Genomic DNA, 24,734 nt, shown 5'->3' with positions numbered 1-24,734 from the left:
GCGGCCGGACCCGGCCGCGCTATCAGCTCGCCATCGAGGCACTGATCAGCACCACGGCCGACCCGGCAGCGCTGAGCTTCGTCTCGAAGCGCACGGCCCTTTGAGGAGCGACCCATTTCTCTGCCGAGACGTCTGTCAGCCAGACACGCACGGAGTTGCCGTGCGAGGCTTCCTCCCGCTGCGGGGCGGCGACGGCGTCTTCGGAAACCTGCGTCCAGGCGGCGGCGACGCCGATGGCGGTGGTGAGGAACTGGCGTCGTCCGAGACCGTACGAGCTCATCGAAGATCCTCCTTCGGACCTGTGTGTCGGGTGCTTGAAAGCCAGGTGGGGGGAGGGGGAGCGGCTTCGAGTCGGCTCCAGGGCGACGCCGTCGGCGTCAGTGCCTGCCGACTACGCGGCGCCGGTGCTCGGCTCCTTGATCACGAGCGGGTGCAGCTGCCACGCGTCGACCGCGAAGGCGAAGCTCGCACCTGGTGCGGTGCGGGCCTGCAGGCGCCAAGGTCCGTGCCCTGTCGGGTAGAAGCGCAGGGTGAGGACCTGGCCGGTGGTGGTCAGGAAGACCTCGGCGATGGAGTGATCGACGACCACGCGCAGATCGACGGGCCGGCCGGTGGGGCAGGGCATCCGGTAGGAGCCGCCGCGGGCCCTGGTATCCAGCGAGGCGTGGTCGCGGTCGACGACCAGTTCGCCCGCCTCGGCATCGAGGCGGATGTCGAGGTATTCGGAGCCGTCCGGGGTGGTGAGCAGCCGCAGGCCGGCGGTCCCGGTCGGCTCCAGACGGGCCGTCAGGTCGAAGGCCCGTCCGACTCTGCCCAGTTCCACTGGCTCCGGGCCATGGGTCGCACCCTCGACCTGCACGGTGCGCTCACCGCGCAGCTCGAGCAGCTCGGTGGCGGGCCGCTGACGCAGCGTGCCGTCGCCGCCGACATGGATCTCGCGGGGCACGGTGAGGACGCCGGCCCATCCGCCGGCGACCGCCCAGGCTTGGTCGCGTGCTTCCCAGGACCAGCCCCACAGCAGCCATCTGCCGCCAGGTGCACGCAGCAGGGCAGGTGCGTAGCAGTCCGGGCCGTGGTCCGCCCACACCGGTGCGCCTGCCTTGAAGTGGCCGTCGTGCTCTTCGCCGATCAGGGCTGCGACGCGCATCGGGCCAGTGGGTTCGGTCCAGGTACTGAAGATGAGGGCGGCCTGTCCGTCGGCTGCCGGGAGGTACTGAGGGCATTCCCAGCCATCGCCGGTGAGCTCCTCGGTGCCGCCGATGGGCTCCGGATGACGGGCCACCAAGGGCCCTCGGTAGGCCCAGGTCTCCAGATCGGGTGAGTCGTACAGGAGGGTGGCGGCGCGGCCATCGGCGAGAGCGGCGCCGACCAGCATCCGCCAGCCGTCGCCGTCCTGCCACACGTACGGGTCGCGGTACATGGTGCAGCCCTCGGGCAGCTCGGGGATGAGCAGTTCGCCTCGCGGGCGGAAGGTCGTGCCGCCGTCGTGGGAGACGGCGCAGGTGACCGGCTGGTGCTGGGGGGAGCGCGCTGTGAGGTGCGCGGAGTAGAAGGCGACCAGCCGGTCGCCGTCGGAGACGGCGTTGCCGGAGAAGCAGCCGTCGCCGTCCACGCCGCCGGATGTAGGGGACAGGGCGATCGGCAGCGGCTCCCAGCTCAGCAGGTCGGGACTGCGGAAGTGGCCCCAGTGCATGTTCGCGTGTGTCGCGCCGTACGGGTTGTACTGATAGGAGACGTGGTAGTAGCCGTCGTGGAAGGCCAGCCCGTTGGGGTCGTTGAGCCAGTTGCGGGGCGGGCGCAGATGCGCGACGGGGTAGTGCGGATCGAGGGGTGGAGTGGACACACGCGTGCCTTTCGGTATGTCGGGCAGGGCCCGCCGGCTGCCCCTGGGGACAGCCGGGCGCCGGCCCTCAGGCCCGGATGCGGAATCCCGCGCTGAGCTGGTGCTCCCGTCGTGAGCTGGGGCCGACGCGGAGCATGAACTCGCCTGGTTCGACCACGCGACGGTTGTCGGCGGTGACGAGTGAGCAGTGTCCGGCAGGGACGCTGATGCCGACGGCGAGGGTTTCACCGGGCGGGACTTCGGCCTGGGTGAACGCCTTCAGCTCCTGCTCGGCCCAAGTGACGCTGGTGGTCAGGTCACTGACGTACGCCTGGACCGTCTCCAGGGCCGGACGGCTTCCGCTGTTGGTGAGCCGTACCGTGGCGTGGACCGTGCCGTCGGCGGAGACCTCGTCCTCGTGCACGGTGAGGTCGGAGTAGGTGACGGTGGTGTAGCTCAGGCCCTCGCCGAACGCGAACAGGGGGTCCTGGGTGAGGTCCGCGTAGCGGTCGCCGTGCTGGCCCCGCACCTGGTTGTAGTAGACCGGCTGCTGCCCGACGTGGCGGGCGAAGGAGACCGGGAGCCGGCCGCCGGGTTCGGTGAGTCCGAGGAGGAGTTCGGCGACGGCACGGCCGCCGCGCATGCCCGGGTTGAAGGCCTCGACGAGCGCTGCCGCGTTCAGTGCCGAGTCGGGGAGGGTGCTCGGCTTGGACTGCAGCAGTACGACGATCATGGGTGTGCCGGTGGCGGCGACCGCGTCCAGCAGGGCGATCTGGCCTCCCTGGAGGTCGAGGGTGGCTGTGGAGCGCACCTCGCCCGTGAGGGCAATGGTGTCCCCCACGACCACGACGGCGTAGTCGGCGGCTTCTGCGGCGGCGGTGGCCTCCCGAAGCTGTGCCTCATCGACCGGGGCGGGGAGGAACACGCGCGGCTGCGGTTGGCCGTCGGGCCCGGCGACCCACTGGTCGGGGTCCAAGGCGGGGCTTTCGATGTCGGCTCCGCGGGCGTGTGTGACGGTCCAGTCGGCGGGGACGACGGCGCGCAGGCCGTCCAGCACCGTCTCCACCAACTCGCGTGGATGTCCTTCGGGCATCCACGGCACCTGGCCGGTGGCACCCGCCCAGTCGCCGAGCATGGCTTGCGGGCTGTCGGCGTTGGGGCCGATGACCGCGATCGTGCGTGGCGTGCCCCGGCCTGTGGCACGGCCGGTTCCGTCCGCGGTCAGCCCGCCGTCGAGGGGCAGGATCCCCTCGTTGCGCAGCAGTACGAGGGAACGTCGGGCGGTCTGGAGGTTGAGGTCGGCGTGCTCCCGGCAGCCGATCACCTGCGCCTGCCGCTCGGGGTCGGGGGCACGGGGGTCCTCGAAGAGCCCGAGTTCGAACTTCAGCCGCAGCACCCGCCGTACCGCGTCGTCGATCTGCTTCTCCTCGACCAGGCCGCGGGCGACCGCCTCCTGGGCGCCCTCGAAGAACGCGGGCGTGGCCATGATCAGGTCGTTCCCGGAGTTGACGGCGACCGCCGCCGCCTCGGCGTAGTCGGCGCAGGTCCGCTGGTCGTAGACCATCCGGCCGACGTTGTCCCAGTCGGTCACCAGCGTGCCGGTGAAGCCCCACTCGCCCTTGAGCACGTCGTTGATCAGCCACTCGTTGGCGGTGATGGGTACCCCGTCGATCGACTGGTAGCCCAGCATGAAGGCGCGGCAGCCGGCCCGGGCCGCCCGCTCGAACGGGGGGAGGAACCACGAGCGCAGCTTGCGCGGGCTGAGATCCGCCTCGCTGGCGTCACGTCCGCCCAGGGTCTCGGAGTAGCCCGCGAAGTGCTTGGCGTACGCCAGCACGGCGGTCGGGTCGCCGAGGCCCTCACCCTGGTAGCCGCGCACCATCGCGGCCCCCAACTCGCCTATCAGGTAGGGGTCTTCGCCGAACGTCTCGTTGATCCGGCCCCAGCGCAGGTCCCGGGTGATGCACAGCACCGGGGAGAACGTTCCGTGGATCCCGGTCGTCGAGATCTCGGTCGCGGACGCACGGGCGACCCGGTGGATCAGAGAGGGATCCCAGGTGCAGGCCATGCCGAGCTGTGTGGGGAAGATGGTCGCGCCCGGCCAGAAGGAGTGGCCGTGGATGCAGTCGTCGGCTGTCAGCAGCGGAATACCGAGCCGTGTCCGCTGGGCCCGCTCCATGGCCTCCAGCATCCGCGCCGGTGTCACGTGCAGGACCGACCCGGCCAGCTTGGCCGACACGATGTCCTCGAGGTCCCCGTGTTGGGCGTCGAGCATCAGCAACTGCCCGACCTTCTCCTGCAAGGTCATCCGGGACAGCAAGTCCTCGGTTCTCGTTTCCACGGACGCGTCCGGATCCAGGTACACAGCAGATCGGACCGGGTGTCCCACTATGTTCTCCAAGTCATGAGTCGTTACGGGCCAGAGAGGCGACGGGGGTAGGCGAGGGAGGTCACTTCAGGCCGGTGGTGGCGATGCCGGCGACGAAGTGGCGCTGGAAGAGCAGGAAGACGACCATCACGGGGAGCAGGACGACGACAGCGCCGGCGAGGAGGACGCCGAAGCGGGTGAAGTCCTGTCCGCTGCTGGCCAGGGCGAGGCCGACGGGAAGGGTGTACTGGTCCTCGTTCTGGGCCACGACCAGAGGCCACAGGAAGTTGTTCCAGGAGCCCAGGAAGGTGATGATCCCCAGCGTGGCCAGGGCCGGCCTGGTCAGAGGCAGGATGATCTTCCAGTAGATGGCCAGTTCACGGCAGCCGTCGACGCGGGCGGCATCGATGAGTTCGTCGGGCAGGGTGGAGATGAACTGCCGCATCAGGAACACCCCGAACGGGGCCGCCAGGAACGGCAGGATCAGCCCGAGCAGCGAGCCGGTCAGCTTCATGTTGGCCACCAGCACGTACAGGGGTACGAACGTGACCAGGCCCGGCACCATCAGGGTGCCGATGACCAGGCTGAACACGGCACGTCGGCCGCGGAAGTCCAGCTTGGCCAGGGCGTAGCCGAGCATGGAGCAGAACAGCAGGTTGCCTGCCGTCACGGCCAGGGCCACGATCACCGAGTTGGCGAACATGGTGGTGAAGTCCAGGCTGCTGAACAGCTGCCGGTAGCTGGCCGGCGTCGGCGCGGTGGGGACCAGGACCGGCGGCACCTTGCGGATGTCCGCCTCAGGCTTGAAGGAGCCGGAGAGCATCCACAAAAACGGCGTGACCATCAGCAGCAGGCAGCCGAACAGCGGCAGATACAGCCAGGGATGGCCCCATTTCTGCCGGATACGACGCCGGCGCAGAATCCGGTCCGCGCCCGGCCCGGCCGTCCGAAGGTCGGAGAGAGTGCTCATGGGGCATCAGTCCTTGTCTCGCAGCACGCGGAACTGCAGCACGGTCAGCGCGATGATGAGGACGAAGACGACGTAACCGGCGGCCGACGCAACGTCGTAGTTGCCGTTGCCGAACTGGTTGTAGGCGTACATCGTGGCGGACAGGGTGGAGTCCAGCGGTCCGCCGTCGGTCATGACGAACGGCTCGTCGAAGAACTGCAGATAGCCGATACCGGTCGTGACCGCGGTCAGCAGCAGGGCCGGACGCAGGAGTGGGAAGGTGACCCGCCAGAACCGCTGCCAGGCCCCGGCACCGTCGAGCTCGGCCGCCTCCATCAGGGACTGGGGCACGGACTGCAGACCCGCCAGCATGATGATCATCACGGTGCCGAGGTTGCGCCACACCGCCATCACGATCATGACGGGGAGAGCGAACCGGGTGTCCGCCAGCCAGGCCGGACCGTCGATCCCGAACCAGCCCAGAACCGTGTTCACCAGCCCCGCCCGCGGCTCCAGCAGCGTCTTCCACACCACCGCAACCGCCACGACGCTGGTGATCACCGGCAGATAGAAACCGACCCGGAAGACGGCCCGGAAGCGGCCGATGCCGCTGTTGAGGGCGACCGCCGCGGCCAGCCCGGTGGCCAGCGTCAACGGCAGACCCACCAGGACGAACACGGCCGTGTTGCGCAGCGCATGAACGAACTGCTCGTCCTCAAACAGCCGTACATAATTGTCGAAGCCGGTGAACGACACGTTCAACGGGGTCCGCAGATCAGTGCTCTGCGTGTCCGTCAGGCTCATCAGCAGCGACCAGACGACCGGCAGCAGCATGAACGCCAGGAACAGGGCGAAGAAGGGAGCCGCGAGGATCCACGCGGCCCGGGTCTGCCTGCCGCGCGCAGTGCTGCGGACCGCGAGTCGCCAGCGACCGGCACCCTTCCCGGGCCGTGCGGTGGTCGGTTCGTGGGTGTCGCCCCACCCGGGGAGCGTTTTCGTGGACATGGATGTCATCCGTCCCTACGAGGGGTCCTCACGTGGCGGCCGTTCAGCGGCCCGTGCCGATGCTGGTGGCCTTGGACTGCAGGTCCTGCTGCGCCTGGGCGACGGTGACCTTGCCGAGGCTCAGCCTCTCCAGCTCGGAGTCGATGGCGTCGGCGACCTGCTGCCAGGTGGTGATGGCGGGCGGCGCCTTGCTGACCTTCAGCTGCTCGGCGAACGCCTGCATCGCCGCGTCGTCGCTCAGCTTCGCCTCGTCCCACGCCCCCGGCGTGGCGGGAAGGGAGCCCGTTGCCTTCGCGTACGCGGCGAGGTTGGCGGGTTCGGTGAGGAACTCGGCGAACTTCCAGGCCGCGTCGGAGTTCTTGGCGTCCTTGAACACCGCCAGGTCGCTGCCGCCGGCGAACCCGGCCGCCTGCTTGCCCTTCGGCAGCGGCATGGTCTTCCACTTGCTGTCCAGCTTCGGGGCGTCTTTGCGGAGGCTGCCGCTGACCCACGCGCCGTCCTTGTAAACGGCGATCTGCCCGTCCTGGAAAGCCTGCAGGCTGTCCGTCTTGTCGGTCGGGCCCAAGCCTTCCGTCGGGACGCTCGCGTAGTACTCCAGAGCCTTGGCGACCGCCGGCGAGTCGAAGGTGAACTTCTTGGTGCTCGGGTCGTAGATGTCGCCGCCCTGCTGCCAGACCAGCGGCAGCAGGAAGATCCAGGAGTTGAAGCCGATCTGCCACCCGCTGGCGTAGCGCAGCTTCGGGTTCTGCTTGCCCGCGGTGGCCTGGATGGCCTTCAGGTCCTTCAGGTAACCGGCCCAGTCACTTGCCGGGGCGCCCTTGATGCCGGCCTTCGCAGCGAGGTCGCTGCGGTAGTAGACCGCCTGGGTGTCGGCGATGAACGGGACGCCGTAGGAGGTGTCCTTGTACTTCGTGGTGTCCCACTGACCCGGGTAGAAGTCCGACGACTTGATCGACGTCGGGGTGGCCTGGAAGCCGTTCATGCCGGCCATCTCGGCCATCCAGGTGGTGCCGATCACGGACATGTCGGGTGTGTTGCCGCCGGCTATGGCGGTGGTCAGCTTGTCGTGGGCGGAGGCCCAGGGCACCGGGGTGATCTGGACCTTCACGCCGGGGTTCTGCTGCTCGAACTTCTTGGCCAGGCTCTGGAGGGACTTGTCGGGATCACCCATGGACCACATGACGACCTTGCCGGTGGCCTTGCCGCTGCCCAGCTTCGCGGGGGCGTCCGTGCCGGGCCCGGAGTCGGCGCTGCGGCCACAGCCGGTCGCCACCAGGGCTGCCGTGACGGTGACGCACAGGACCTGGATTGTTCTGACAGTGTGACGAGTAGGGGTACGCATAGTGCGGCTCCTTGCCATTGAGCGAAACAGGCGCCGGGGGGCGGCGAAGAGGAAGAGTGGCAGCGGGCGGGCGTCCGGATGGGCCGACTCGTGAAGTGGAGACCGTCCGCGGTGGCATGGCATCGGCGGTCAGCCGCAGGTCGCGGCTGGAGCGTCCGTCCCGGAGCGGTAGCGGCCGGGCGGAGGGTGGGCCAGGCGTGTCGCTCGGTGTGCCGGGTCGGGGAGGCGCAGACGGAAAGGGCACCTCGGCGGTGACGCGTGAACACGGTTGCGCGTGCAGGGTGGTGGGGCCGGCCGAAAGACGAACGGGCCGGTCGTGCCGGTACGTGCACCGGCTTCAGGTTGAGCTGGACGGCCTACCGGCCTGCGCGAGGTCCGGTGGGGTCATTCCGTGTCGGGATGGGGTCCGTCTCCGCCTGCGGGGCTGGACAGGAGCGGCGGAGACGGACGGTTCGACGGGACGCCGACGCCGTACGCATCGCGATGACATGGCGTCAGTTCGGGCTCGGCCGTAACGTCGAGCCACGGACCACGAGACTGGTGGGAATGACGCACGACGGGGCCGCCTTCGGCACTCCGCGCACGTGGTCCAGCAGCAGACGCGCCGCCGCCTCCCCCATCTCGCGCATGGGCTGGCGAATGGTGGTCAGTGCCGGATAGGTGTACGAGGCCATCTCGACGTCGTCGAAGCCCACCACGGCGACATCCTGCGGAACCCACAGACCGGCCTCGTGCAGGGCGGTGAGCACGCCGGCCGCCGAGGGGTCGTTGTGTGCGAAGACCGAGTCGAACTCCAGGCCGTCCGCGAGAGCGCCTGCGATCGCGCTCCGGCAGCGTTCGAACTGGAAGTCGCCGCAGATGATGCTGCGTTGGTCGATCTCGATCCCGGCTTCCGCATAGACATCGACGAAGCCGCCCAGTCGTTCCCGGGTACAGCCGAACGCGTCCGGGCCGGTCACGACCAGAGGGCGACGGCGCCCGATTTCCAGGAGGTGCCTCGCCGCCTGCGCACCCCCCTCCCGGTTGGTGGTGGCCACGTAGGGGAACCCCGGCCGCTGGAAGCGGTCGTCTATCAGAACGACAGGCAGCCCAGCTTCGTGAAGTTCCGTAATGTAGCCCATGGCGCCCTCGGGCTCTATCACCAGCAGACCGTCGAACGACTTGGCAGCGACCTGCAGACCCAGCCTGCGCAGTGACTCCTCACCGCGGTTCCAGGTCAGCATGCGCAGTCCGAAGCCCTCGCTCTCCAGCGTGTCGACGACCGCCTGCACGATGCCGGACCAGACCCAGGCCAGATCAGGGACCAGCATGCCGATCATCTGTGTCGTGCCGCGAGCGAGCCCTACAGCCCCGGCGCTCGGCACATAGCCGAGCTCCGAGATCGCCTTGCGGACCTTCAAGACGGTGTTCTCGTTGATCTCGCCCTTGCTGTTCAGCACGCGTGAGACCGTCGTCTTGCTGACGCCGGCCCGGGCGGCCACGTCGGCGATGGTGACTCCCATGCCACCTCCTCTCCTCCACGCAGCGGCGGGAATGTCCTCCCGCACCGAAGGGCCGATCGTACAGAGACTCGCGGAACCGATACCGGTAGCGGTTCCGGAACCGGTTTCGGTACCGGTTCCGGCAGTGAAGCACCGAGCGGCTCAGCCCGTCAACATGTCGGAATCAATTCGTTTACAGAGAATTTCCCAGCCTCGGACACCCCGTCGGTACCGGGACGCCGTGCCGAAGACGGTCGTCAGCGGTCCTCTGCGGCGGGGATTTCGCCGGAGCCGCGGGCGAGGTAGCGGGTGGGGAGCACGCGGTGGCGGGCGGGGCCGCGCTCGCCGTCGAGACGGTCGAACAGCAGGCCGGCGGCTTCCCGGCCGATCGCGGCGTGATCCTGGGCGATCACCGAGATGCCGGGTTCGAGGAGGCCGGCCAGCGGCAGGTCGTCGAAGCCGATCAGTGCCACCCGGTGCTGCAGGCGGAGCTCCTGCAGGGCCATGCGGGCCCCGACGGTCAGGAGATTCTGGCCGGAGATGAACGCGGTGGGCGCATGAGCGAGGGCCAGGAGTTCTCGGGTCGCTTCCTGGGCGGCCTCCGCACCGTGCAGGCCACGCCTCACGAGGGAGCGGTGCAGGACGCACCCCGCCTCCGCCAGCCCCTTCACGAACCCGGCGTAACGCTCCTCGGCCGTCCAGATGGTGCGGAGGTCTCCGAGGAAGGCGATGCGCCGGTGACCTGCCGCGTGCAGCCTTTTCACCGCCGCCCGCAGGCCCGCGCGGTTGTCCACCGTCACGGCGTCCACCTGCGGCGCTGTGGTGGGGCGGTCCACGCAGACGACGGGTGTGCCGGCGCGGCGGGCCGCGTCGAGGTCGGCGTCGGCCTGTCCGGTGGGTACCACTATGAGGCCGTCGACCCGGCGGCCGGTGAAGGTCTTGAGCAGGCCGCGTTCGCGGACCGGGTCCTCGTCGGTGGACCCGGCCAGGACCAGCACGCCGCGCTCGGTGGCGGCGTCCTCCACCGCGCGGTGCAGCGCGGCGGAGAAGGGGTTGGCCGCGTCCTCCAGGACCAGGCCGAGGGTGCTGGTGCGGCGGTCGGCCCGACGCAGGCTGCTGGCCGTCAGATCGAGGCGGTAGCCGAGCGACTCGGCCGCGCGCGTCACTCGTTCCGCCAGGTCAGGAGTGACGGGCTTGCCGTTGACGACCCGGGAGGCGGTGGCGAGCCCCACTCCGGCGGCGGTTGCGACGTCGCGCATGGTCGCCGCTCGTCGGCCTGTGCCGTTCTGCTGGCTGGGCAACGTTTCTCCCTGTGGTCGATGGCACCGTGCAGCCGTCCTCATCCTCGCATTCGGGAGTTTTCCTGCGCAGGGTCTGGACTTCGGCGACATGGTGCCCCTACGTTCGGCGAAACGTTTCCAGACCTGACTGGGACGGCCGGTACCGTGCCGTCCCAGTCAGGCAGGCCCGCCCATGGCCTCGGACGGAACCACGGCGGAGCCGCTGCCCGTACCCGACATGCCTCAAGCGTCACTTGTCACGCGCCAGTCCCCGTACGGCTGGACCGAAGCCCGCATGCCTGCAAGGAGCCGCCATGTCCAGAACGACTCGTCCGCGCCGCAGACTCCTCGCTGCGCTGGCCGTCCTGTCCGGGCTCGGTCTGATCGCCGCCTCCCCGGCCATGGCCGACACCCTGTACCACGAGCAGTACCGGCCCCAGTTCCACTTCACCCCGGCCCAGAACTGGATGAACGACCCCAACGGACTGATCTACTACAAGGGCCAGTACCACCTGTTCTTCCAGTACAACCCGGACGGCAGCACCTGGGGCAACATGTCCTGGGGCCACGCCGTCAGCACCGACCTGGTCCACTGGAAGCAGCTCCCGGTGGCCATCCCCCAGGACGACCAGGAGATGATCTTCTCCGGCAGTGTGGTGCTGGACAAGAACAACACCACCGGCTTCGGCACCAAGAAGAACCCGCCGCTGGTCGCCGTCTACACCAGTGCGCAGAAGGCCACCGGCAAGCAGGAGCAGGCCCTCGCCTACAGCACCGACGGCGGCACCACCTGGAAGAAGTACTCGGGCAACCCGGTCCTCGACATCGGCTCGACCAACTTCCGCGACCCCAAGGTCTTCTGGTACGCCCCCACCAAGAGCTGGCTGATGGCGGTCGCCCTCGCCGACCAACACAAGATCTCCTTCTACAGCTCTCCCGACCTCAAGCACTGGACGCACCAGAGCGACTTCGGCCCGGCCGGTGCCACCGGCGGTGTGTGGGAGTGCCCGGACCTGTTCCCGCTGCCCGTGGACGGCAACCCGAAGAAGACCAAATGGGTGCTGGCGGTCAACCTCAACCCCGGCGGCATCGCGGGCGGTTCCGGCGCCCAGTACTTCGTCGGCGACTTCGACGGCAAGAAGTTCACCTCGGATGACTCCGACACGTACACCCCGCCGAGCGGCACTGTCGTGCAGGACTTCGAGTCCGGCTTGTTCGGCGACTGGACGGCCACCGGTAACGCGTTCGGCAGCGCGCCGGCGACCGGGGCGGTGGACGGCCAGCAGACCGTCACCGGCTTCGAGGGCAAGGCTTTCGCCAACAGCTTCCACGCCGGCGACGCCTCCACCGGCACCCTGACCTCGCCCGAGTTCACTGTGACCGGCAACTACATCAACTTCAAGGTCGGCGGCGGCAACCACCCGTACGACCCCGACGCCGTCCTGGGCGACGAGCCGGCACCCACCGGTGAAACCCTCGCCGACTTCGAGGGCAGCACCTACTCCAGCCCCATCGGCGACTGGACGACGACCGGCGACGCCTTCGGTACCGGACCGGCCCAGGGCACCCTCCCCGGCCAGGGGCAGGTCACCGGCTACCTCGGAGGCGGCCTCGCCAACAGCTTCCTGAACGGCGACGCCTCCACCGGCACGCTCACCTCGCCGACCTTCACCATTCACAAGAAGTACGTGGACTTCCTCATCGGCGGCGGCTACCACCCGGCCGACTCTGACGCCCCCACCGCGGTGGAGCTCGTCGTGGACGGCAAGGTGGTGCGCACCGCCACCGGGTCCAACGGCGAAGCCCTGAACTGGGCGTCGTGGGACCTGTCCGACCTGCAGGGCAAGCAGGCTCAGATCAAGGTCGTGGACGGCAACACGGGCGGCTGGGGCCACCTCAACCTCGACCAGGTCGTCCTCTCCGACACCCAGGCGAAGCGCCCCTCCATCGAGACCGGCGTCAACCTGCTGGTCGACGGCAAGGTCGTCCGGAGTGCCACCGGCGCCGACTCCGAGAACCTCGACTGGGCCTCCTTCAACACCACCGCCTACAAGGGCAAGAAGGTCCAGATCCAGATCGTGGACGCCAACTCCGGCGGCTGGGGACACGTCCTCGCCGACCAGTTCACCACCGCCGACAAGCCCGCCCTGAACGCCACCCAGCGCGCCCACTGGCTCGACTACGGCGCCGACTTCTACGCCGCCAACACGTGGACCGACGCGCCCGGAGGCCGCCGCGTCATGACTGCCTGGATGAACAACTGGAACTACGGGCAAGCCATCCCCACCAGCCCGTGGCGCAGCGCCGACACCTTCCCCCGCCAGCTCTCCCTGAAGATCGTGAACGGCAGGGTCCAGCTGATCCAGCAGCCGGTCCGCGAACTGGCCGCTCTGCGCGGCACCGGCACCCGGGTGCCCAGCAAGCGCGTCGCGAACACCACCACCCCGCTCGCAGTGCGCGGCAGCAGCCAGGAACTCCAGGCCGACCTCACCGCGGGCACCGCCGACCGCTTCGGCCTGGACGTCCGTACCGGTGGTGGGCAGCGCACCCGCATCGGCTACGACACCGCCACCGGCGAGGTCTACATCGACCGCTCCGCCTCAGGCGACACCGACTTCGACCCGACCTTCACCGACGTCCAGCGAGCTCCGCTCGATCTCCACGGCGGCCGGTTGAGCCTGCACGTCCTTGTCGACGCCTCCTCCGTCGAGGTCTACGCCCAGAACAGCCGTGGCGAACAGGTCACCCTCACCGACCAGGTCTTCCCGGACCCGACCAGCACGGGTGTCGGGGCCTTCGCCGAAGGCGGCACCGCCACCATCGACCACATGCAGGCGTGGCAGCTGAAGCCCATCTGGCCGTGACGAGCCCTCAGGTCCGTGCACCGGACGGCCGGGAGCGGCTTCCGGCGCGCGGATATCGGCGCGGGAACCGCCCCGCTGACCTGCGCGGACTGGATTCGACCGGACGGTGTCGATGTTCTCGCCTACGGGGTCGTCCAGGTCCATTCGAGGCAGCGCTTGCTGGGAAGTCCGGGCAGGCGTTGCCGCGGCCCATGCTGACGACGACGTCAGCGGCGGGGACGATCTCGTCGGTCCAGGGCTTGGTGAACTCGCGGAAGATGTCGATGCCGCGTTTGCTCATCGCGGCGATGGCTGCCGTGTTGATCTCGACTGCGGACGATCCCAGTGAGCCTCTTTCATCCTGTGCTGGCGGGTGAAATGGGCTGGTCAGTGGGTGTGGTGACGAGGCAGGGCCCCTCGTCGTCGGCGTGGTGATTCCACTCAGCACACCGGCGACCGAAGGGGCCCTGTTGTAACCGTGGTACGGCGCGAACAGCAAGCAGTTCCACAGCGGGGGCGCCCGTGGAGCCTTCCGCCGGAGGATCGCATCCTCCTGGTCACGGCCTACTGGCGCACGAACCTGACGATGCGCCAGCTGGCCCCGCTGTTCGGCATCTCCAAGTCGGCCGCGAACCGGATCATCGACCACCTCGGCCCGATGCTCGCGTTCCAGCAACGCAAGCGGTTCCGCAAGGACGCCGTCCTCATCGTCGACGGCACCCTGGTGCCCACCCGCGACCACGCGATCGCCGAACAATCGAAGACATCTCATGTCGCTGGTGGGTCAAGTAGGTGCTCAGGCAGCGAGGTCCACGGTTGGTGTGAAGGCACGAGCGGGGTCGAATAGCGTGCGGCGTTGCAGGCAGTGGTAGAGGCAGCCGAGCAGTTTGTTGAACAGGTTCCTGAGAGCTGCGGTGTGGCGTTCCCCGCCAGCACACCTTCGCCCGCATGAAGGGCTGGAAGATCCTTCGTGATTGCCGGCTCAAGGGCGACGGCGTCCATCACGCCATGCTCGGCATCGCCCGTCTGCACAATCTCGCCCTCACCGGACAGAGAAGGGACGGTACAGCGGCACTCTACGCCCTCACCGACCTCAAGATCATTACGAGACAGCCCTTAAGAAGACCCATTTGGCCTTGTGAGACGGGTTGGCGCTGGTCCGCTGCTCACGTGGACTCCGCGAGCGCAGCAGTTTCGGACCTCAACAGCCTGTCCAAGAACGAGGGAGTAACGGTTTACCCGGAGGAGATGGCCTCGCGCTCATTCTCCCCAGATTCTCCCCACGGCCGATTTCAGGGTCGGGGTAGCCGACCAACACAGACAAACACCGAGGTCAGATATGCAATTCACAACTCGCCCCACCCTCCAGGGCACCTTCGGGATGGTGTCCTCCACCCACTGGCTGGCCTCGCAGTCCGCGATGGCCGTCCTGGAGGACGGCGGCAACGCCTACGACGCGGCCGTCGCCGGGGCCTTCGTGCTGCATGTCGTCGAGCCGCACCTCAACGGCCCGGCCGGCGAGGTGCCCATCCTGCTCGCCCCGGCCGGCGGCGAGGTCCGGGTGCTGTGCGGACAGGGCGTCGCCCCCGCCGGAGCCACGATCGACCACTACAGGAGACTCGGTCTGGACCTCGTACCCGGTACGGGACCCCTCGCGGCGGCCGTCCCCGGCGCCTTCGACGCCTGGATGCTGCTGCTCCGCGACCACGGCACCAGGTCCCTCGCCGACGTCCTGAAGTACGCCATCGGATATGCCGAGGACGGGCACGCGTGCGTGGAGAACGTCGGCGCGACCGTCGAGACCGTACGGGCACTCTTCGAGACGGAGTGGACCTCGTCGGCGGACGTGTACCTGCCCGGCGGGAAGGCGCCCCGCCCCGGCGAGCTGTTCCGCAACCCCGCCCTCGCCGCCACCTGGAAGCGGCTGCTCGACGAGGTCGCCGGAGCGGGGGACCGGGAGGCCCGGATCGAGGCGGCGCGGGCGGTGTGGCGGTCGGGCTTCATCGCCGAGGCCCTGGTACGTCAGTCCGGGCGGCCCACCATGGACACCAGCGGCGAGCGCCACACCGGCACCCTCACGGCCGCCGACCTCGCCTCCTGGTCCGCGTCCTACGAGGCCCCGGCGACGTACGACTGGAACGGCTGGACACTCTGCAAGGCCGGCCCCTGGAGCCAGGGACCGGCGTTCCTCCAGCAACTCGCTCTCCTTCCCGCCGAGTTGCCCGCCTGCGGATCCGCCGACTTCGTCCACCTCCTGATCGAGGGCTGCAAGCTCGCGATGGCCGACCGGGAGGCCTGGTACGGAGACGCGGGCGAAGAGGCCGTACCGCTGGAGGAGTTGCTGTCGGCGGACTACAACGCGGCGCGGCGGGAACTGATCGGCGAGAAGGCGTCGTACGAGCTGCGGCCCGGCAGTCCCGGAGGGCGTGTTCCACGGCTGAGCGGGCACGCGCGCGTGGTGGCACCCCCGGAGTCCGGGTTCGACCCGATGGGGGCGGGGGAGCCGACCGTCGCGCGGGTCCCGGCCGACGGCGGTACCCGGGGCGACACCTGCCACCTCGACGTCGTCGACCGCTGGGGCAACATGATCGCGGCCACGCCCAGTGGCGGCTGGCTCCAGTCCAACCCGGTGGTGCCCGAGCTGGGCTTCCCCCTGGGCACCCGGCTGCAGATGGCCTGGCTTGAGTCAGGGCTGCCCAACTCCCTTGCGCCGGGCCGCCGTCCGCGCACCACACTCACCCCGTCGATCGCCCTGCGCGACGGAGAGCCGGTCCTGGCCTTCGGCACGCCCGGCGGGGACCAGCAGGACCAGTGGCAGCTGCACTTCTTCCTGGCGGTCGCCACGCGCGCGAAGACACGAGGCGGGCTCGACCTCCAGGGCGCGATCGACGCCCCGAACTGGCACAACGACAGCTTCCCCGGCTCCTTCTACCCGCGCGGCATGCGACCGGGCAGCGTGACCGTCGAGTCCCGCATGGACGAGAAGGTGGTGGAGGAGCTGCGGCGGCGCGGCCACGACGTGACCGTGGGGGACGCCTGGTCGGAGGGACGGCTGTGCGCGGTCGCCCGGGACCCGGCGGCGGGAATCCTCTCGGCGGCGGCGAACCCGCGGGGCATGCAGGGGTATGCCGTCGGACGGTGACGCGGACTCTGATGCTCCGGGTGATTCGGACGGCGATCGCGAATCCGGGTGTTCATGGCGATTCCAGCCGGAGTGCACCGGGCGGGTGGGGATTGTCAGTGGCCCGTGCTCTCATGGAGACATGATCGAAGACACTGAAACCATCGACGAGTTTCTCGTACAGCACACGGCCGACGTCGAGGACGCGATCCGCAGGGCGGCGGCGGCCGAGATCATGCCCCGCTTCCGGCAGCTCGCCGCGCACGAGATAGACCAGAAGAGCGGCCCGCACGACCTGGTCACGGACGCCGACCGCAACGCCGAGCGGTATCTGACGAAGGTGCTCGGCTCCCTCCTGCCCGGCTCCGTCGTGGTCGGCGAGGAAGCGGTGCACGCCGACCCGGAGACCTACGGGGCGATACAGGGCGACGCCCCGGTCTGGATCGTCGACCCGGTCGACGGGACCCGCCAGTTCGTGCGCGGTGAGACCGGCTTCTGCACGCTGGTCGCGCTCGCCCGGCACGGCGAACTGCTCGCCTCCTGGACCTACGCCCCCGCCCGCGGCCAACTGGCCACGGCGGTGAAGGGCGGCGGTGCCTTCCTCGACGGCGTCCGGCTGCACCCGGGTGCCCCTGACCCCGCCCGGGACCTGGATGTGGCCACCTCCCACCCCGACTACACGACGGACTCCCAGAAGCGCGCGCTGCTCGGTCTGTGGGCGGACGGGGTGCGCACGCGCCCTTGCGGCTCGGCCGGACTGGAGTATCTGGCCATCGCCCGGGGTGAGTTGGACGCCACGGCCTTCTCCTGGGAGGCCGCCTGGGACCACGCGGCGGGCCTGCTCCTCGTCGAGGAGGCGGGCGGCGCCCACCTCACGCTCACCGGCGAGCCCTTCCGTATCACGGGCGGCAACGCACTGCCGTTCACCGCGGCCCGGGACGCGGCGACGGCCCGGCGCGTCGTGGAACTGCTGCGGGCGTCGTAGGGTCACGGGTTCCGCACACTGGACGGGCTGACCCCGGCGTTGTCGGTCCCGCGGCATATCCTGACCCTGAGTTGCCATCGGCTGACGAAGGGGTCCGAAGGTGCCGTCGATGCTCGATGCGGTCGTAGTGGGTGCGGGGCCGAACGGACTGACGGCTGCCGTGGAGCTGGCCCGGCGCGGATTCTCCGTGGCCATCTTCGAGGCACGGGACACCGTCGGCGGCGGCGCCCGCACCGAGGAACTCACCCTCCCCGGCTTCCGGCACGACCCCTGCGCGGCGGCGCACCCGCTGGGCATCAACTCGCCCGCGTTCCGCGCTCTGCCCCTGGAGCGGTACGGCCTGGAGTGGCTGCACGCCGAGCTGCCCATGGCGCACCCGTTCACCGACGGCAGCGCGGCCGTGCTGTCCCGCTCGGTCGCGGAGACGGCCGCCTCCTTCGGACCGCGCGACGCGGGGACGTACCGCAGGCTGGTCGAGCCCTTCCTCCCCAAGTGGGACACCCTGGTCCGCGACTTCATGTCCCTGCCGCTCACCTCACTGCCCCGCGACCCGGTCACCCTCGCCCGCTTCGGTCTGGCCGGTCTGCCCCCGTCGACCTGGCTGACCAGCCGCTTCCGTGACGAGCGCGCCAAGACCCTGTTCGCCGGACTGGTCGGCCATGTCATGGCCCCGCTCAACGGCTTCGCCACCGGCGCGATCGGCCTGGTCTTCGCCCTCGCGGCACACGCGCGCGGCTGGCCGGTGGCCCGCGGTGGCTCCCAGTCCATCTCGGACGCGCTGGCCGCCTACCTGAAGGACCTCGGCGGCGAGATCCACACCGACTACGAGGTCAAGCGCCTCGACGACCTCCCTCCGGCCCGCGCCTACGTCTTCGACACCTCGCCCACGGCCTTGGCGAAGATCGCGGGCCTCGGTAATTACTACGAGAACTACCGCTACGGCCCCGGGGCCTTCAAGATCGACTACGCCCTCGACGGCCCCGTGCCCTGGACCGCGAAGGAGGCACGCACCGCAGGCACCGTGCAGATCGGCGCCGACAGCACGGAGATCGGCAACGCCCTGCGCGCCGCGTCCCGCGAGAATCGCGCCCCCGACCGGCCCTTCATGATCACCGTGCAGCCCGGCGTCGTCGACCCCACCCGGGCCCCGGCGGGCAAGCAGGTCTTCTGGGCCTATGGCCATGTCCCGAGCGGCTGGACCGGCGACCTCACGGACGCCCTGGAACGCCAACTGGAGCGCTTCGCCCCGGGCTTCCGCGACCGCGTCCTCGCCCGCGCGACCGCGGGACCACCCCAACTCGCCGCGCGCAACGCCAACTACGTCGGCGGCGACATCGGCACCGGCGCGGTCTCCGGACTCCAGATCCTGCTGCGCCCCAGACTCTCCCTCTCCCCGTACGGCACCCCGCACCCGGCCGTCTTCATCTGCTCCTCGGCGACCCCGCCAGGACCCGGAGTGCACGGCATGTCGGGACACAACGCGGCGAAGGCCGTCTGGCGCAGACTGAGGCAGTCATGACCACCATCAAGTTCGTCCAGGGCGACATCACCCGCCAGAGTGCCGACGCGATCGTCAACGCGGCCAACTCCTCGCTCCTGGGCGGTGGAGGCGTGGACGGCGCAATCCACCGCCGGGGCGGCCCCGCGATCCTGGAGGCCTGCCGAAAACTCCGCGCCTCCCACTACGGCAAGGGGCTGCGCACCGGCCGGGCGGTCGCGACGACGGCGGGCGAACTGGACGCCCAGTGGGTGATCCACACCGTGGGCCCCGTGCACTCCCGCGAGGAGGACCGCTCGGACCAACTCGCCTCCTGCTACCGGGAGTCGCTGCGCGTCGCCGACGAACTCGGCGCCCGTACGGTCGCGTTCCCCGCCGTCTCCGCCGGGATCTACGGCTGGCCGATGGACGACGCGGCGCGGATCGCGGTGGAGACGGTACGGGCGGCGAAGACGTCGGTCGAGGAGGTCACGTTCGTACTGTTCGACGAGGCCGCGTACAAGGCGTTCGGTCGGCAGGCGCGCTGACCGGCGGTCGTGGCCCGTCTGCCTGGTGGAGGACGGTCCTCACGCGTCGATCACGACGTCCTCCAGCGGCTTCGAGCAGCAGAGCAGGATCTTGTTCTGGGCGATCTCGCGTGGACGGATGCCCCCGTTGTGCTGCATGTCGACGGAGCCGGAGAGCAGGCTCGTCCTGCAGGTGCCGCACATGCCCTGCGCGCACGAGGCCGGCAGGCTGAGGCCGGCTCTGGACGCGGCGGCGAGGAGCGAGGTGCCGGCGTCGCACTCGATGGTGCGTCCGCTGCGGGTGAACTCGACCTTGAAACCGGTGTCCGCAGCGGTGGCGGACGAGGCGCCGGCCTGTCCGGCCGGTGTCTCGAAGGTGAAGCTCTCCTCGTGGTAATGATCCGTGTCGAGGCCCGCCTGCGACAGCATGCGCCGTACGGCGGCCATGTAGGGGGCGGGGCCGCAGGTGAAGACCTCCCGTTCGAGGAAGTCGGGCGCGATCTGCCGGAGTGTCTCGATCGTGAGCCGGCCGCGGTGTCCGCCCCAGGGGGCGTACGGGCGGTCCTCCTCGCAGATGTGGACGATTCGGATGTTGGGCGCGGTTGCGGCGATGAGATCGAGTTCGTGGCGGAAGACGATGTCCGCCGGGGTGCGCGCGCTGTGTACGAACACCACGTCGGCGGGGTCGGCGAGGTCGTACAGCGTCCTGGTCATCGCCATCGACGGCGTCACGCCGACGCCCCCGGACAGGAAGAGGTACTTGGGCGCCGGATGCCGGGCCGTGGAGAAGTCGCCGAGCGGTCCGTGCGCCCGTACGGTGTCGCCCGGCCCGAGGTGGTCGTGCAGCCAGTTCGACGCGAGCCCGCCCGGTATGCGCTTCACCGTGATCGAGACCAGGAAGGGGCGGGTGGGTGGTGAGGAGATGGTGTAGCAGCGCCGCACCGGTCGGCCGTCGATGTCGAGGGTCAGCGTCAGGAACTGGCCCGGGTCGTGCCGGAACAGCCGGGGTTCGGCGTACTCGAAGACGAACGTGGAGACGTCGTGCGTGAGCGGGTGCACCTGACGGCAGACCAGCAGTTCCTCGGTCTCGCTCATGGCAGAAGCTCCAGGTGTGCCTCGAGCCGGGTCACGTACCAGTTGACGAACGCCTCGACCTGCTCCTCCGTCGGGCCGTACGGGCCCGGCAGATAGGCCGGGCTGCTGATGCCCTGGTGGGCGCGGGCGACCAGCACCGCGTCCTGGTCGTTCGTGGCCTTCCACACCTTTGTGAGGGTGTCGAGGTCGTAGTCGATCCCCTCGACGGCGTCGGCGTGCACGAGCCAGGTGGTGCGGACGAGGGTGCGGTCCGGGCCGAGCGGAATCACGGAGAACGTGATCGCGTGGTCGGCCATGAAGTGGAACCAGGAGTTCGGCTGGATGTGCATGGACAGGCGGCCCAGGCGGGCGGTTGGGAAGTCCGCCAACAGCCGCCCGCACGCGGCCGTGCCGTCCGGGGTGTATGACTCCCCGGCGAGGTCGAGTGGTTCGCGCTGGATGCGGAAACCGGTGGGCCGGGTGTCCAGTTCCTCGATCTCGGCGTAGGGCAGGCCCAGGGAGTCGTAGGTCTCGCGGGCCTCGGCGTCCGCCACGAGGAAGCGCTCGTAGGCGGGGCGCAGCGCGGGCGGGATGTCCTTCTCCTGGTAGCCGTAGATGGGGAAGTAGCAGGCCTGGAGCTCGGGATGGCCCACACAGTGGTAGCACTCCCGGTTGTTCTCCATGGTCAGCTTCCAGTTGCCGTTCTCCACCAGGTCGATCTGGGTGGCGACCTTCGCCTCGGCCAGGCGGTGCGGTGCGAGGTACGGCGCGATGCGGGCGGCGACCTCGTCGAAGTCCTCCGGCGGTTCCTGGGCGAGGCAGACGAAGACCAGCCCGGCCACCGTGCGCGCGTGCACGGACCGCAGCCCGAAGCAGGACGGGTCGAAGCCGGGCGCCTGGGACTCGGCGTACAGCAGCCTGCCGTTCACGCCGTACGTCCAACGGTGGTATCCGCAGACGATGTTGCCCACTGAGCCGCGCTCCTCGTTGAGGATGCGCGCCCCGCGGTGGCGGCAGACGTTGTGAAAGGCCCGGACGTCCTCGTCGTCGTCGCGGACGACGATGATGGAGTACGACCCGAGGTCGACCGTCACATAGTCGCCGGGCTCGGGAAGCTCCGCCTCGGCGGCCACGAACAGCCAACTCCGGGCGAACACGGCCTCGATGTCGAGGTCGAAGAACTCCTCGCCGACATAGAACGGGGCTTCGAGGCTCTGACCGGCGGGACGTCGGGCAACGAGGTCGCCGACGTCGGGGGTCGCTTGCTTCATCTCATCTCTCCGGTACGGCTGGGGAGTTGACGTCAGGACGGGGGCGGCGCTCAGGCCGGCAGGCACAACCGCAGCGCGTCGTGGATCGCGGCGTGGATGTTGCGGGATGCGACGGCGTCGCCGATGCGGAAGAGCTGGTGGCGGCCCGCCTCGTTGCGGACCACGGACTGCTGCTCGTTCGCCAGCAGGGCGCGGTGGTCGACCTCGCCGAGGTTGGTCGAGCCGGGGAGGAGTTCGACGTACAACTCGTCCGTCGGCAGGGTCCCGTGCTCCACGATCACGTGGTCCACGATTCGCTCGGTCTCGGTCTCGGTGTACTCGCTGTAGAGGGTCGCGGCCAGCCGTCCGTCCCCGGTGCGGCGCACGGAGCGCAGTCGCCGGGCGAGCGTGACGGTGACCTCGTGCGTGGTGAACGCCCTCAGGTAGGCAGGGGAGTTCATGCTGCCGACGTCGGGGGCGAGGGCGCGCTCCGGGGTGACGTACTCGATCCGGAGGCCGGGCGACGCCGTGAGGACCTCGACGGCGTCCATGGCCGGGTGGCCGCCGTGGTCGTCGTAGACCAGGATCTCGCCGTGCGGGCGTCGCAGTGAGCCCGTCATCACGTCCCAGGTGTCGGACACCAGGTCCTCGCCGGCGCTGAGGAAGCTGCGGTTGGGCATGCCTCCGGTGGCGACGATCACGAGGTCGGGGTGTTCGGTGAGGACGTCGTCGGCCTCGGCGTACGTGCCCAGGCGTATGTCGACGCCGAGAATCTTGCACTCGGCGAGGCGCCAGTCGACGATCTGGATCAGGTCGGCCCGGCGCGGGTTCGACGCGGCGAGCCTGATCTGGCCGCCGGGCTGGTCGCTCGCCTCGAACAGGACGACGTCGTGGCCGCGTTCGCCCAGCACCCGCGCCGCTTCCAGGCCGGCCGGTCCCGCTCCGACGACAACTGCCTTCCTGTGGCGGCCGGTTGTGAGGGGGACGATGTGAGGCAGGCGGAGTTCGCGGCCGGCGGACGGGTTGTGGACGCACTTGGTGTCGCCGGAGTCGTAGATCGCGTCGAGGCAGTAACTCGCCCCGACACAGGGCCGGATGCGGTCCTCCTGGCCGGCCTTCACCTTGGCGACCAGGTGTGGGTCGGCGATCTGCGCGCGGGTCATGCCGACCAGGTCGAGCAGTCCTTCGCGCAGGGCGTGCCGCGCGGTGGCGACGTCGGCGATGCGGGCCGCGTGCATCACGGGGACGGAGAGGCGTCGCCTGACCTCGCCGGTGAAGTCCAGGTACGGGCCGAGCGGGGTGCCGATGGACGGGATGGCCTTCGCCAGGGACGCGTCCCGCTCGATGGAGCCGTGGATGGTGCTGATGAAGTCGATGCCGTCGGCGGTGTACTGCCGGGCGGCGGTGATCGCCTCGTCGAAGGTGAGGCCGCCACGTTGTGCTTCGTCCAGCGACATCCGGATCCCGACGACGAAGTCCGGGCCGACGGCTTCGCGCACCGCCCGGATCACCCGGCGCGGAAACGCCATGCGGTTCTCCAGCCCGCCGCCCCACTCGTCGTCGCGGTGGTTGGTCGCGGGGGAGAGGAAGCTGTCCAACAGGTGGCCGTACGCCTCCAGTTCGATGCCGTCGAGACCGCCCTCCCGGCAACGGACCGCCGCGGAAGCGTAGTCGGCGACGATCCGGTCCAGGTCCCAGGACTCGGCGGCCTTCGGGAAGGCGCGGTGCGCGGGTTCGCGCAGCGGTGAGGCGGACACCACCGGGAGCCAGTCGCCGGTGAAGTTGCTTGTGCGGCGGCCGAGATGGGTGACCTGACACATGACGGCGGCCCCGGCCTCGTGCACGTCGTCGGTGAGCCGGCGCAGCCACGGGACGATGTCGTCGCGGTACAGGAGCAGGTTGCCGAACGCCGGCGGGCTGTCGGGCGAGACGACCGCCGAGCCGCCGATCATCGTGAGACCGGCCCCGCCGCGCGCCTTCTCCACGTGGTAGGCCCGGTAGCGGTCCTTGGGCATGCCGTCCTCGCCGAACGCCGGTTCGTGGGAGGTGCTGACCACGCGGTTGCGCAGGGTGAGGTGCTTGAGCCGGAAGGGCTGGAGCAGGGGATCCAGGGTGGCTGAGGGCACGGCTGCTCCTCGAAGGGTGCTGGGGCGCTGTTTCGCGATGCAAAACAGCATCGCCATACGAGACAAATGGTGGAGCTGGGAATCCCCAGCCGTCAATAGCCCGCCGTGTTAACTCGCCGTGCGCGCAGCGCTCATCCGCGTTTCACGTGGCCCCGGCGCCAGGAGATCTTCGCGGCGGCTGCCAGCAGTTGTTCCGCGAGGCCGGGCACGGTGTCCTCGTTGAGGCGGAAGGTCGGTCCGGACAGGGTCACGGCCGCGATGATCCTGCCGTCCAGCGCACGGATCGGTGCGGCGATGGCGGCCAGTCCGATCTCGTGCTCCTCGCTCGTGGTGGCGTAGCCCCGCTCGCGGATCGTCTCCAGCGCCGCCGTGAGGGTCGTCGGGTCGACGATGGTGTGCGGGGTGTACTTCTCCGCCCCCCTGGCGAAGATCTCCGCGACCTGGTCGGGCGTCATGTGCGCAAGGAAGAGCTTGCCCGCCGCGGTGGCGTGCAGCGGGGCGCGCCGGCCGACCCAGTCGATGCTCGTGATCGCCGCCGCGCCGATCGCCTGGTCGATGGTGATCACGTCGTGTCCGTCATGGATCGCCACGTTCACCGTGTCGCCCACGGCCGCGGCCAGTTCCTGGCAGACGGGACGGCTCAGCAGTGACAGGTCGTTCACCTTGCTCGCCCCGGCGGCGAGTTCGACCATCGTGTACCCGATGCGGTACCGCCCCCGCTCGGTGTCCTGCTCGACCAGGCCTCGTGACTCCAGGGTCGCCAGCAGCCGGAACACGGTCGACTTGTGGATGCCGATTTCCTCGGCGATCTCGGTCACGCCACTGGGGCCCCGCGTGGCCAGCACCTGGAGGATCGACACCGCCCGGTCGACGGACTGCACCGAGTGATCACGTGGGCGGCTTCCGCTGCTGGTCATGGCGGAAGGGTAGTCGAGGGGAAGGCACCGGCCGCGAGCCTCTGCTCCGGCCACGAAGGGGGTGGCGGTGCGGTCGGCCGACCGCACCGCCCCCCCCGGCCGTCGGCCCCGAAATCCGGGCGGGCGGCCCGACCAGGGAAGGGAGGGGGTGGTGGGGGCCGGGGCCG

At 69.7% G+C, this 24,734-nt stretch carries 16 protein-coding genes and 3 pseudogenes; 8 read left to right on the top strand and 11 right to left on the bottom strand.

Annotation, left to right across the window (positions count from 1 at the left end; genetic code table 11):
* A pseudogene (locus AB0I51_RS33215) lies at window positions 1-74 on the top strand (DUF742 domain-containing protein); the annotation flags it as partial.
* A gap of 317 nt (window positions 75-391) precedes the next feature.
* On the opposite strand, the gene AB0I51_RS33210 reads toward AB0I51_RS33215, so the two are convergent.
* The 7 genes from AB0I51_RS33210 to AB0I51_RS33180 all read right to left on the bottom strand — a co-directional run bounded on the left by AB0I51_RS33210 (window position 392) and on the right by AB0I51_RS33180 (window position 10,226).
* Window positions 392-1,843, bottom strand: coding sequence for a glycoside hydrolase family 32 protein (locus AB0I51_RS33210; protein ID WP_362981606.1), 1,452 nt, complete (start codon window positions 1,841-1,843; stop codon window positions 392-394).
* Between the two features lie 67 nt (window positions 1,844-1,910).
* Entirely contained in the window at window positions 1,911-4,130 is a 2,220-nt protein-coding gene (locus AB0I51_RS33205; RefSeq protein WP_362981604.1) for a glycoside hydrolase family 3 N-terminal domain-containing protein, read from the bottom strand.
* 142 nt (window positions 4,131-4,272) lie between these two features.
* The gene (locus tag AB0I51_RS33200; protein WP_362981602.1) at window positions 4,273-5,160 is read right to left on the bottom strand and encodes a carbohydrate ABC transporter permease; all 888 of its coding nucleotides are present in this window, start codon (window positions 5,158-5,160) and stop codon (window positions 4,273-4,275) included.
* Window positions 5,161-5,166: 6 nt separating this feature from the next.
* Window positions 5,167-6,144, bottom strand: coding sequence for a sugar ABC transporter permease (locus tag AB0I51_RS33195; protein WP_362981600.1), 978 nt, complete (start codon window positions 6,142-6,144; stop codon window positions 5,167-5,169).
* A gap of 43 nt (window positions 6,145-6,187) precedes the next feature.
* Window positions 6,188-7,486 carry an extracellular solute-binding protein gene (locus AB0I51_RS33190; protein ID WP_362981598.1) on the bottom strand — a complete coding sequence of 433 codons (1,299 nt, stop codon included), beginning with the start codon at window positions 7,484-7,486 and terminating at the stop codon, window positions 6,188-6,190.
* A 494-nt stretch (window positions 7,487-7,980) separates the two neighbouring features.
* A complete protein-coding gene (locus tag AB0I51_RS33185) occupies window positions 7,981-8,988 on the bottom strand; it encodes a LacI family DNA-binding transcriptional regulator (protein ID WP_362981596.1) in 1,008 nt (335 codons plus the stop codon).
* A gap of 236 nt (window positions 8,989-9,224) precedes the next feature.
* Window positions 9,225-10,226: a LacI family DNA-binding transcriptional regulator gene (locus AB0I51_RS33180; protein ID WP_362981594.1), complete on the bottom strand. Its 1,002-nt coding sequence runs from the start codon at window positions 10,224-10,226 to the stop codon at window positions 9,225-9,227.
* 335 nt (window positions 10,227-10,561) lie between these two features.
* Here AB0I51_RS33180 and AB0I51_RS33175 point away from each other — a divergent pair, with 335 nt between their 5' ends.
* The 7 genes and pseudogenes from AB0I51_RS33175 (at window position 10,562) to AB0I51_RS33145 (ending at window position 19,221) form a co-directional block, all read left to right on the top strand.
* The gene (locus AB0I51_RS33175; protein WP_362981592.1) at window positions 10,562-13,111 is read left to right on the top strand and encodes a GH32 C-terminal domain-containing protein; all 2,550 of its coding nucleotides are present in this window, start codon (window positions 10,562-10,564) and stop codon (window positions 13,109-13,111) included.
* Window positions 13,112-13,546: 435 nt separating this feature from the next.
* Window positions 13,547-13,853: pseudogene (locus AB0I51_RS33170) on the top strand (transposase family protein); the annotation flags it as partial.
* A 167-nt stretch (window positions 13,854-14,020) separates the two neighbouring features.
* Window positions 14,021-14,140: pseudogene (locus AB0I51_RS33165) on the top strand (IS5/IS1182 family transposase); the annotation flags it as partial.
* A 289-nt stretch (window positions 14,141-14,429) separates the two neighbouring features.
* Window positions 14,430-16,232 carry a gamma-glutamyltransferase gene (locus tag AB0I51_RS33160; protein ID WP_362981590.1) on the top strand — a complete coding sequence of 601 codons (1,803 nt, stop codon included), beginning with the start codon at window positions 14,430-14,432 and terminating at the stop codon, window positions 16,230-16,232.
* 121 nt (window positions 16,233-16,353) lie between these two features.
* Entirely contained in the window at window positions 16,354-17,196 is an 843-nt protein-coding gene (locus tag AB0I51_RS33155) for an inositol monophosphatase family protein (protein ID WP_362981588.1), read from the top strand.
* 109 nt (window positions 17,197-17,305) lie between these two features.
* Window positions 17,306-18,715 carry an NAD(P)/FAD-dependent oxidoreductase gene (locus AB0I51_RS33150; RefSeq protein WP_362981586.1) on the top strand — a complete coding sequence of 470 codons (1,410 nt, stop codon included), beginning with the start codon at window positions 17,306-17,308 and terminating at the stop codon, window positions 18,713-18,715.
* Entirely contained in the window at window positions 18,712-19,221 is a 510-nt protein-coding gene (locus AB0I51_RS33145) for an O-acetyl-ADP-ribose deacetylase (RefSeq protein ID WP_362981584.1), read from the top strand. Before AB0I51_RS33150 ends, AB0I51_RS33145 begins: the two co-directional genes overlap by 4 nt.
* Window positions 19,222-19,260: 39 nt before the next feature.
* On the opposite strand, the gene AB0I51_RS33140 is transcribed toward AB0I51_RS33145, so the two are convergent.
* The 4 genes from AB0I51_RS33140 to AB0I51_RS33125 all read right to left on the bottom strand — a co-directional run bounded on the left by AB0I51_RS33140 (window position 19,261) and on the right by AB0I51_RS33125 (window position 24,567).
* Complete coding sequence (locus tag AB0I51_RS33140; protein ID WP_362981582.1) at window positions 19,261-20,295, bottom strand: hybrid-cluster NAD(P)-dependent oxidoreductase; 1,035 nt, start codon at window positions 20,293-20,295, stop codon at window positions 19,261-19,263.
* The gene (locus AB0I51_RS33135; protein WP_362981580.1) at window positions 20,292-21,545 is read right to left on the bottom strand and encodes an aromatic ring-hydroxylating dioxygenase subunit alpha; all 1,254 of its coding nucleotides are present in this window, start codon (window positions 21,543-21,545) and stop codon (window positions 20,292-20,294) included. The genes AB0I51_RS33140 and AB0I51_RS33135 overlap by 4 nt, the downstream gene beginning before the upstream one ends.
* Window positions 21,546-21,595: 50 nt before the next feature.
* Complete coding sequence (locus AB0I51_RS33130) at window positions 21,596-23,650, bottom strand: NADH:flavin oxidoreductase (protein WP_362981578.1); 2,055 nt, start codon at window positions 23,648-23,650, stop codon at window positions 21,596-21,598.
* A gap of 131 nt (window positions 23,651-23,781) precedes the next feature.
* Window positions 23,782-24,567, bottom strand: coding sequence for an IclR family transcriptional regulator (locus AB0I51_RS33125; RefSeq protein ID WP_362981576.1), 786 nt, complete (start codon window positions 24,565-24,567; stop codon window positions 23,782-23,784).
* Window positions 24,568-24,734: the final 167 nt, after the last annotated feature.

This window comes from Streptomyces sp. NPDC050549, from assembly GCF_040655035.1.
Classification (GTDB): Bacteria; Actinomycetota; Actinomycetes; order Streptomycetales; family Streptomycetaceae; genus Streptomyces.
The sequence above is the reverse complement of the archived record's forward strand: the minus strand, read 5'-3'. Positions and strand labels throughout refer to the sequence as shown.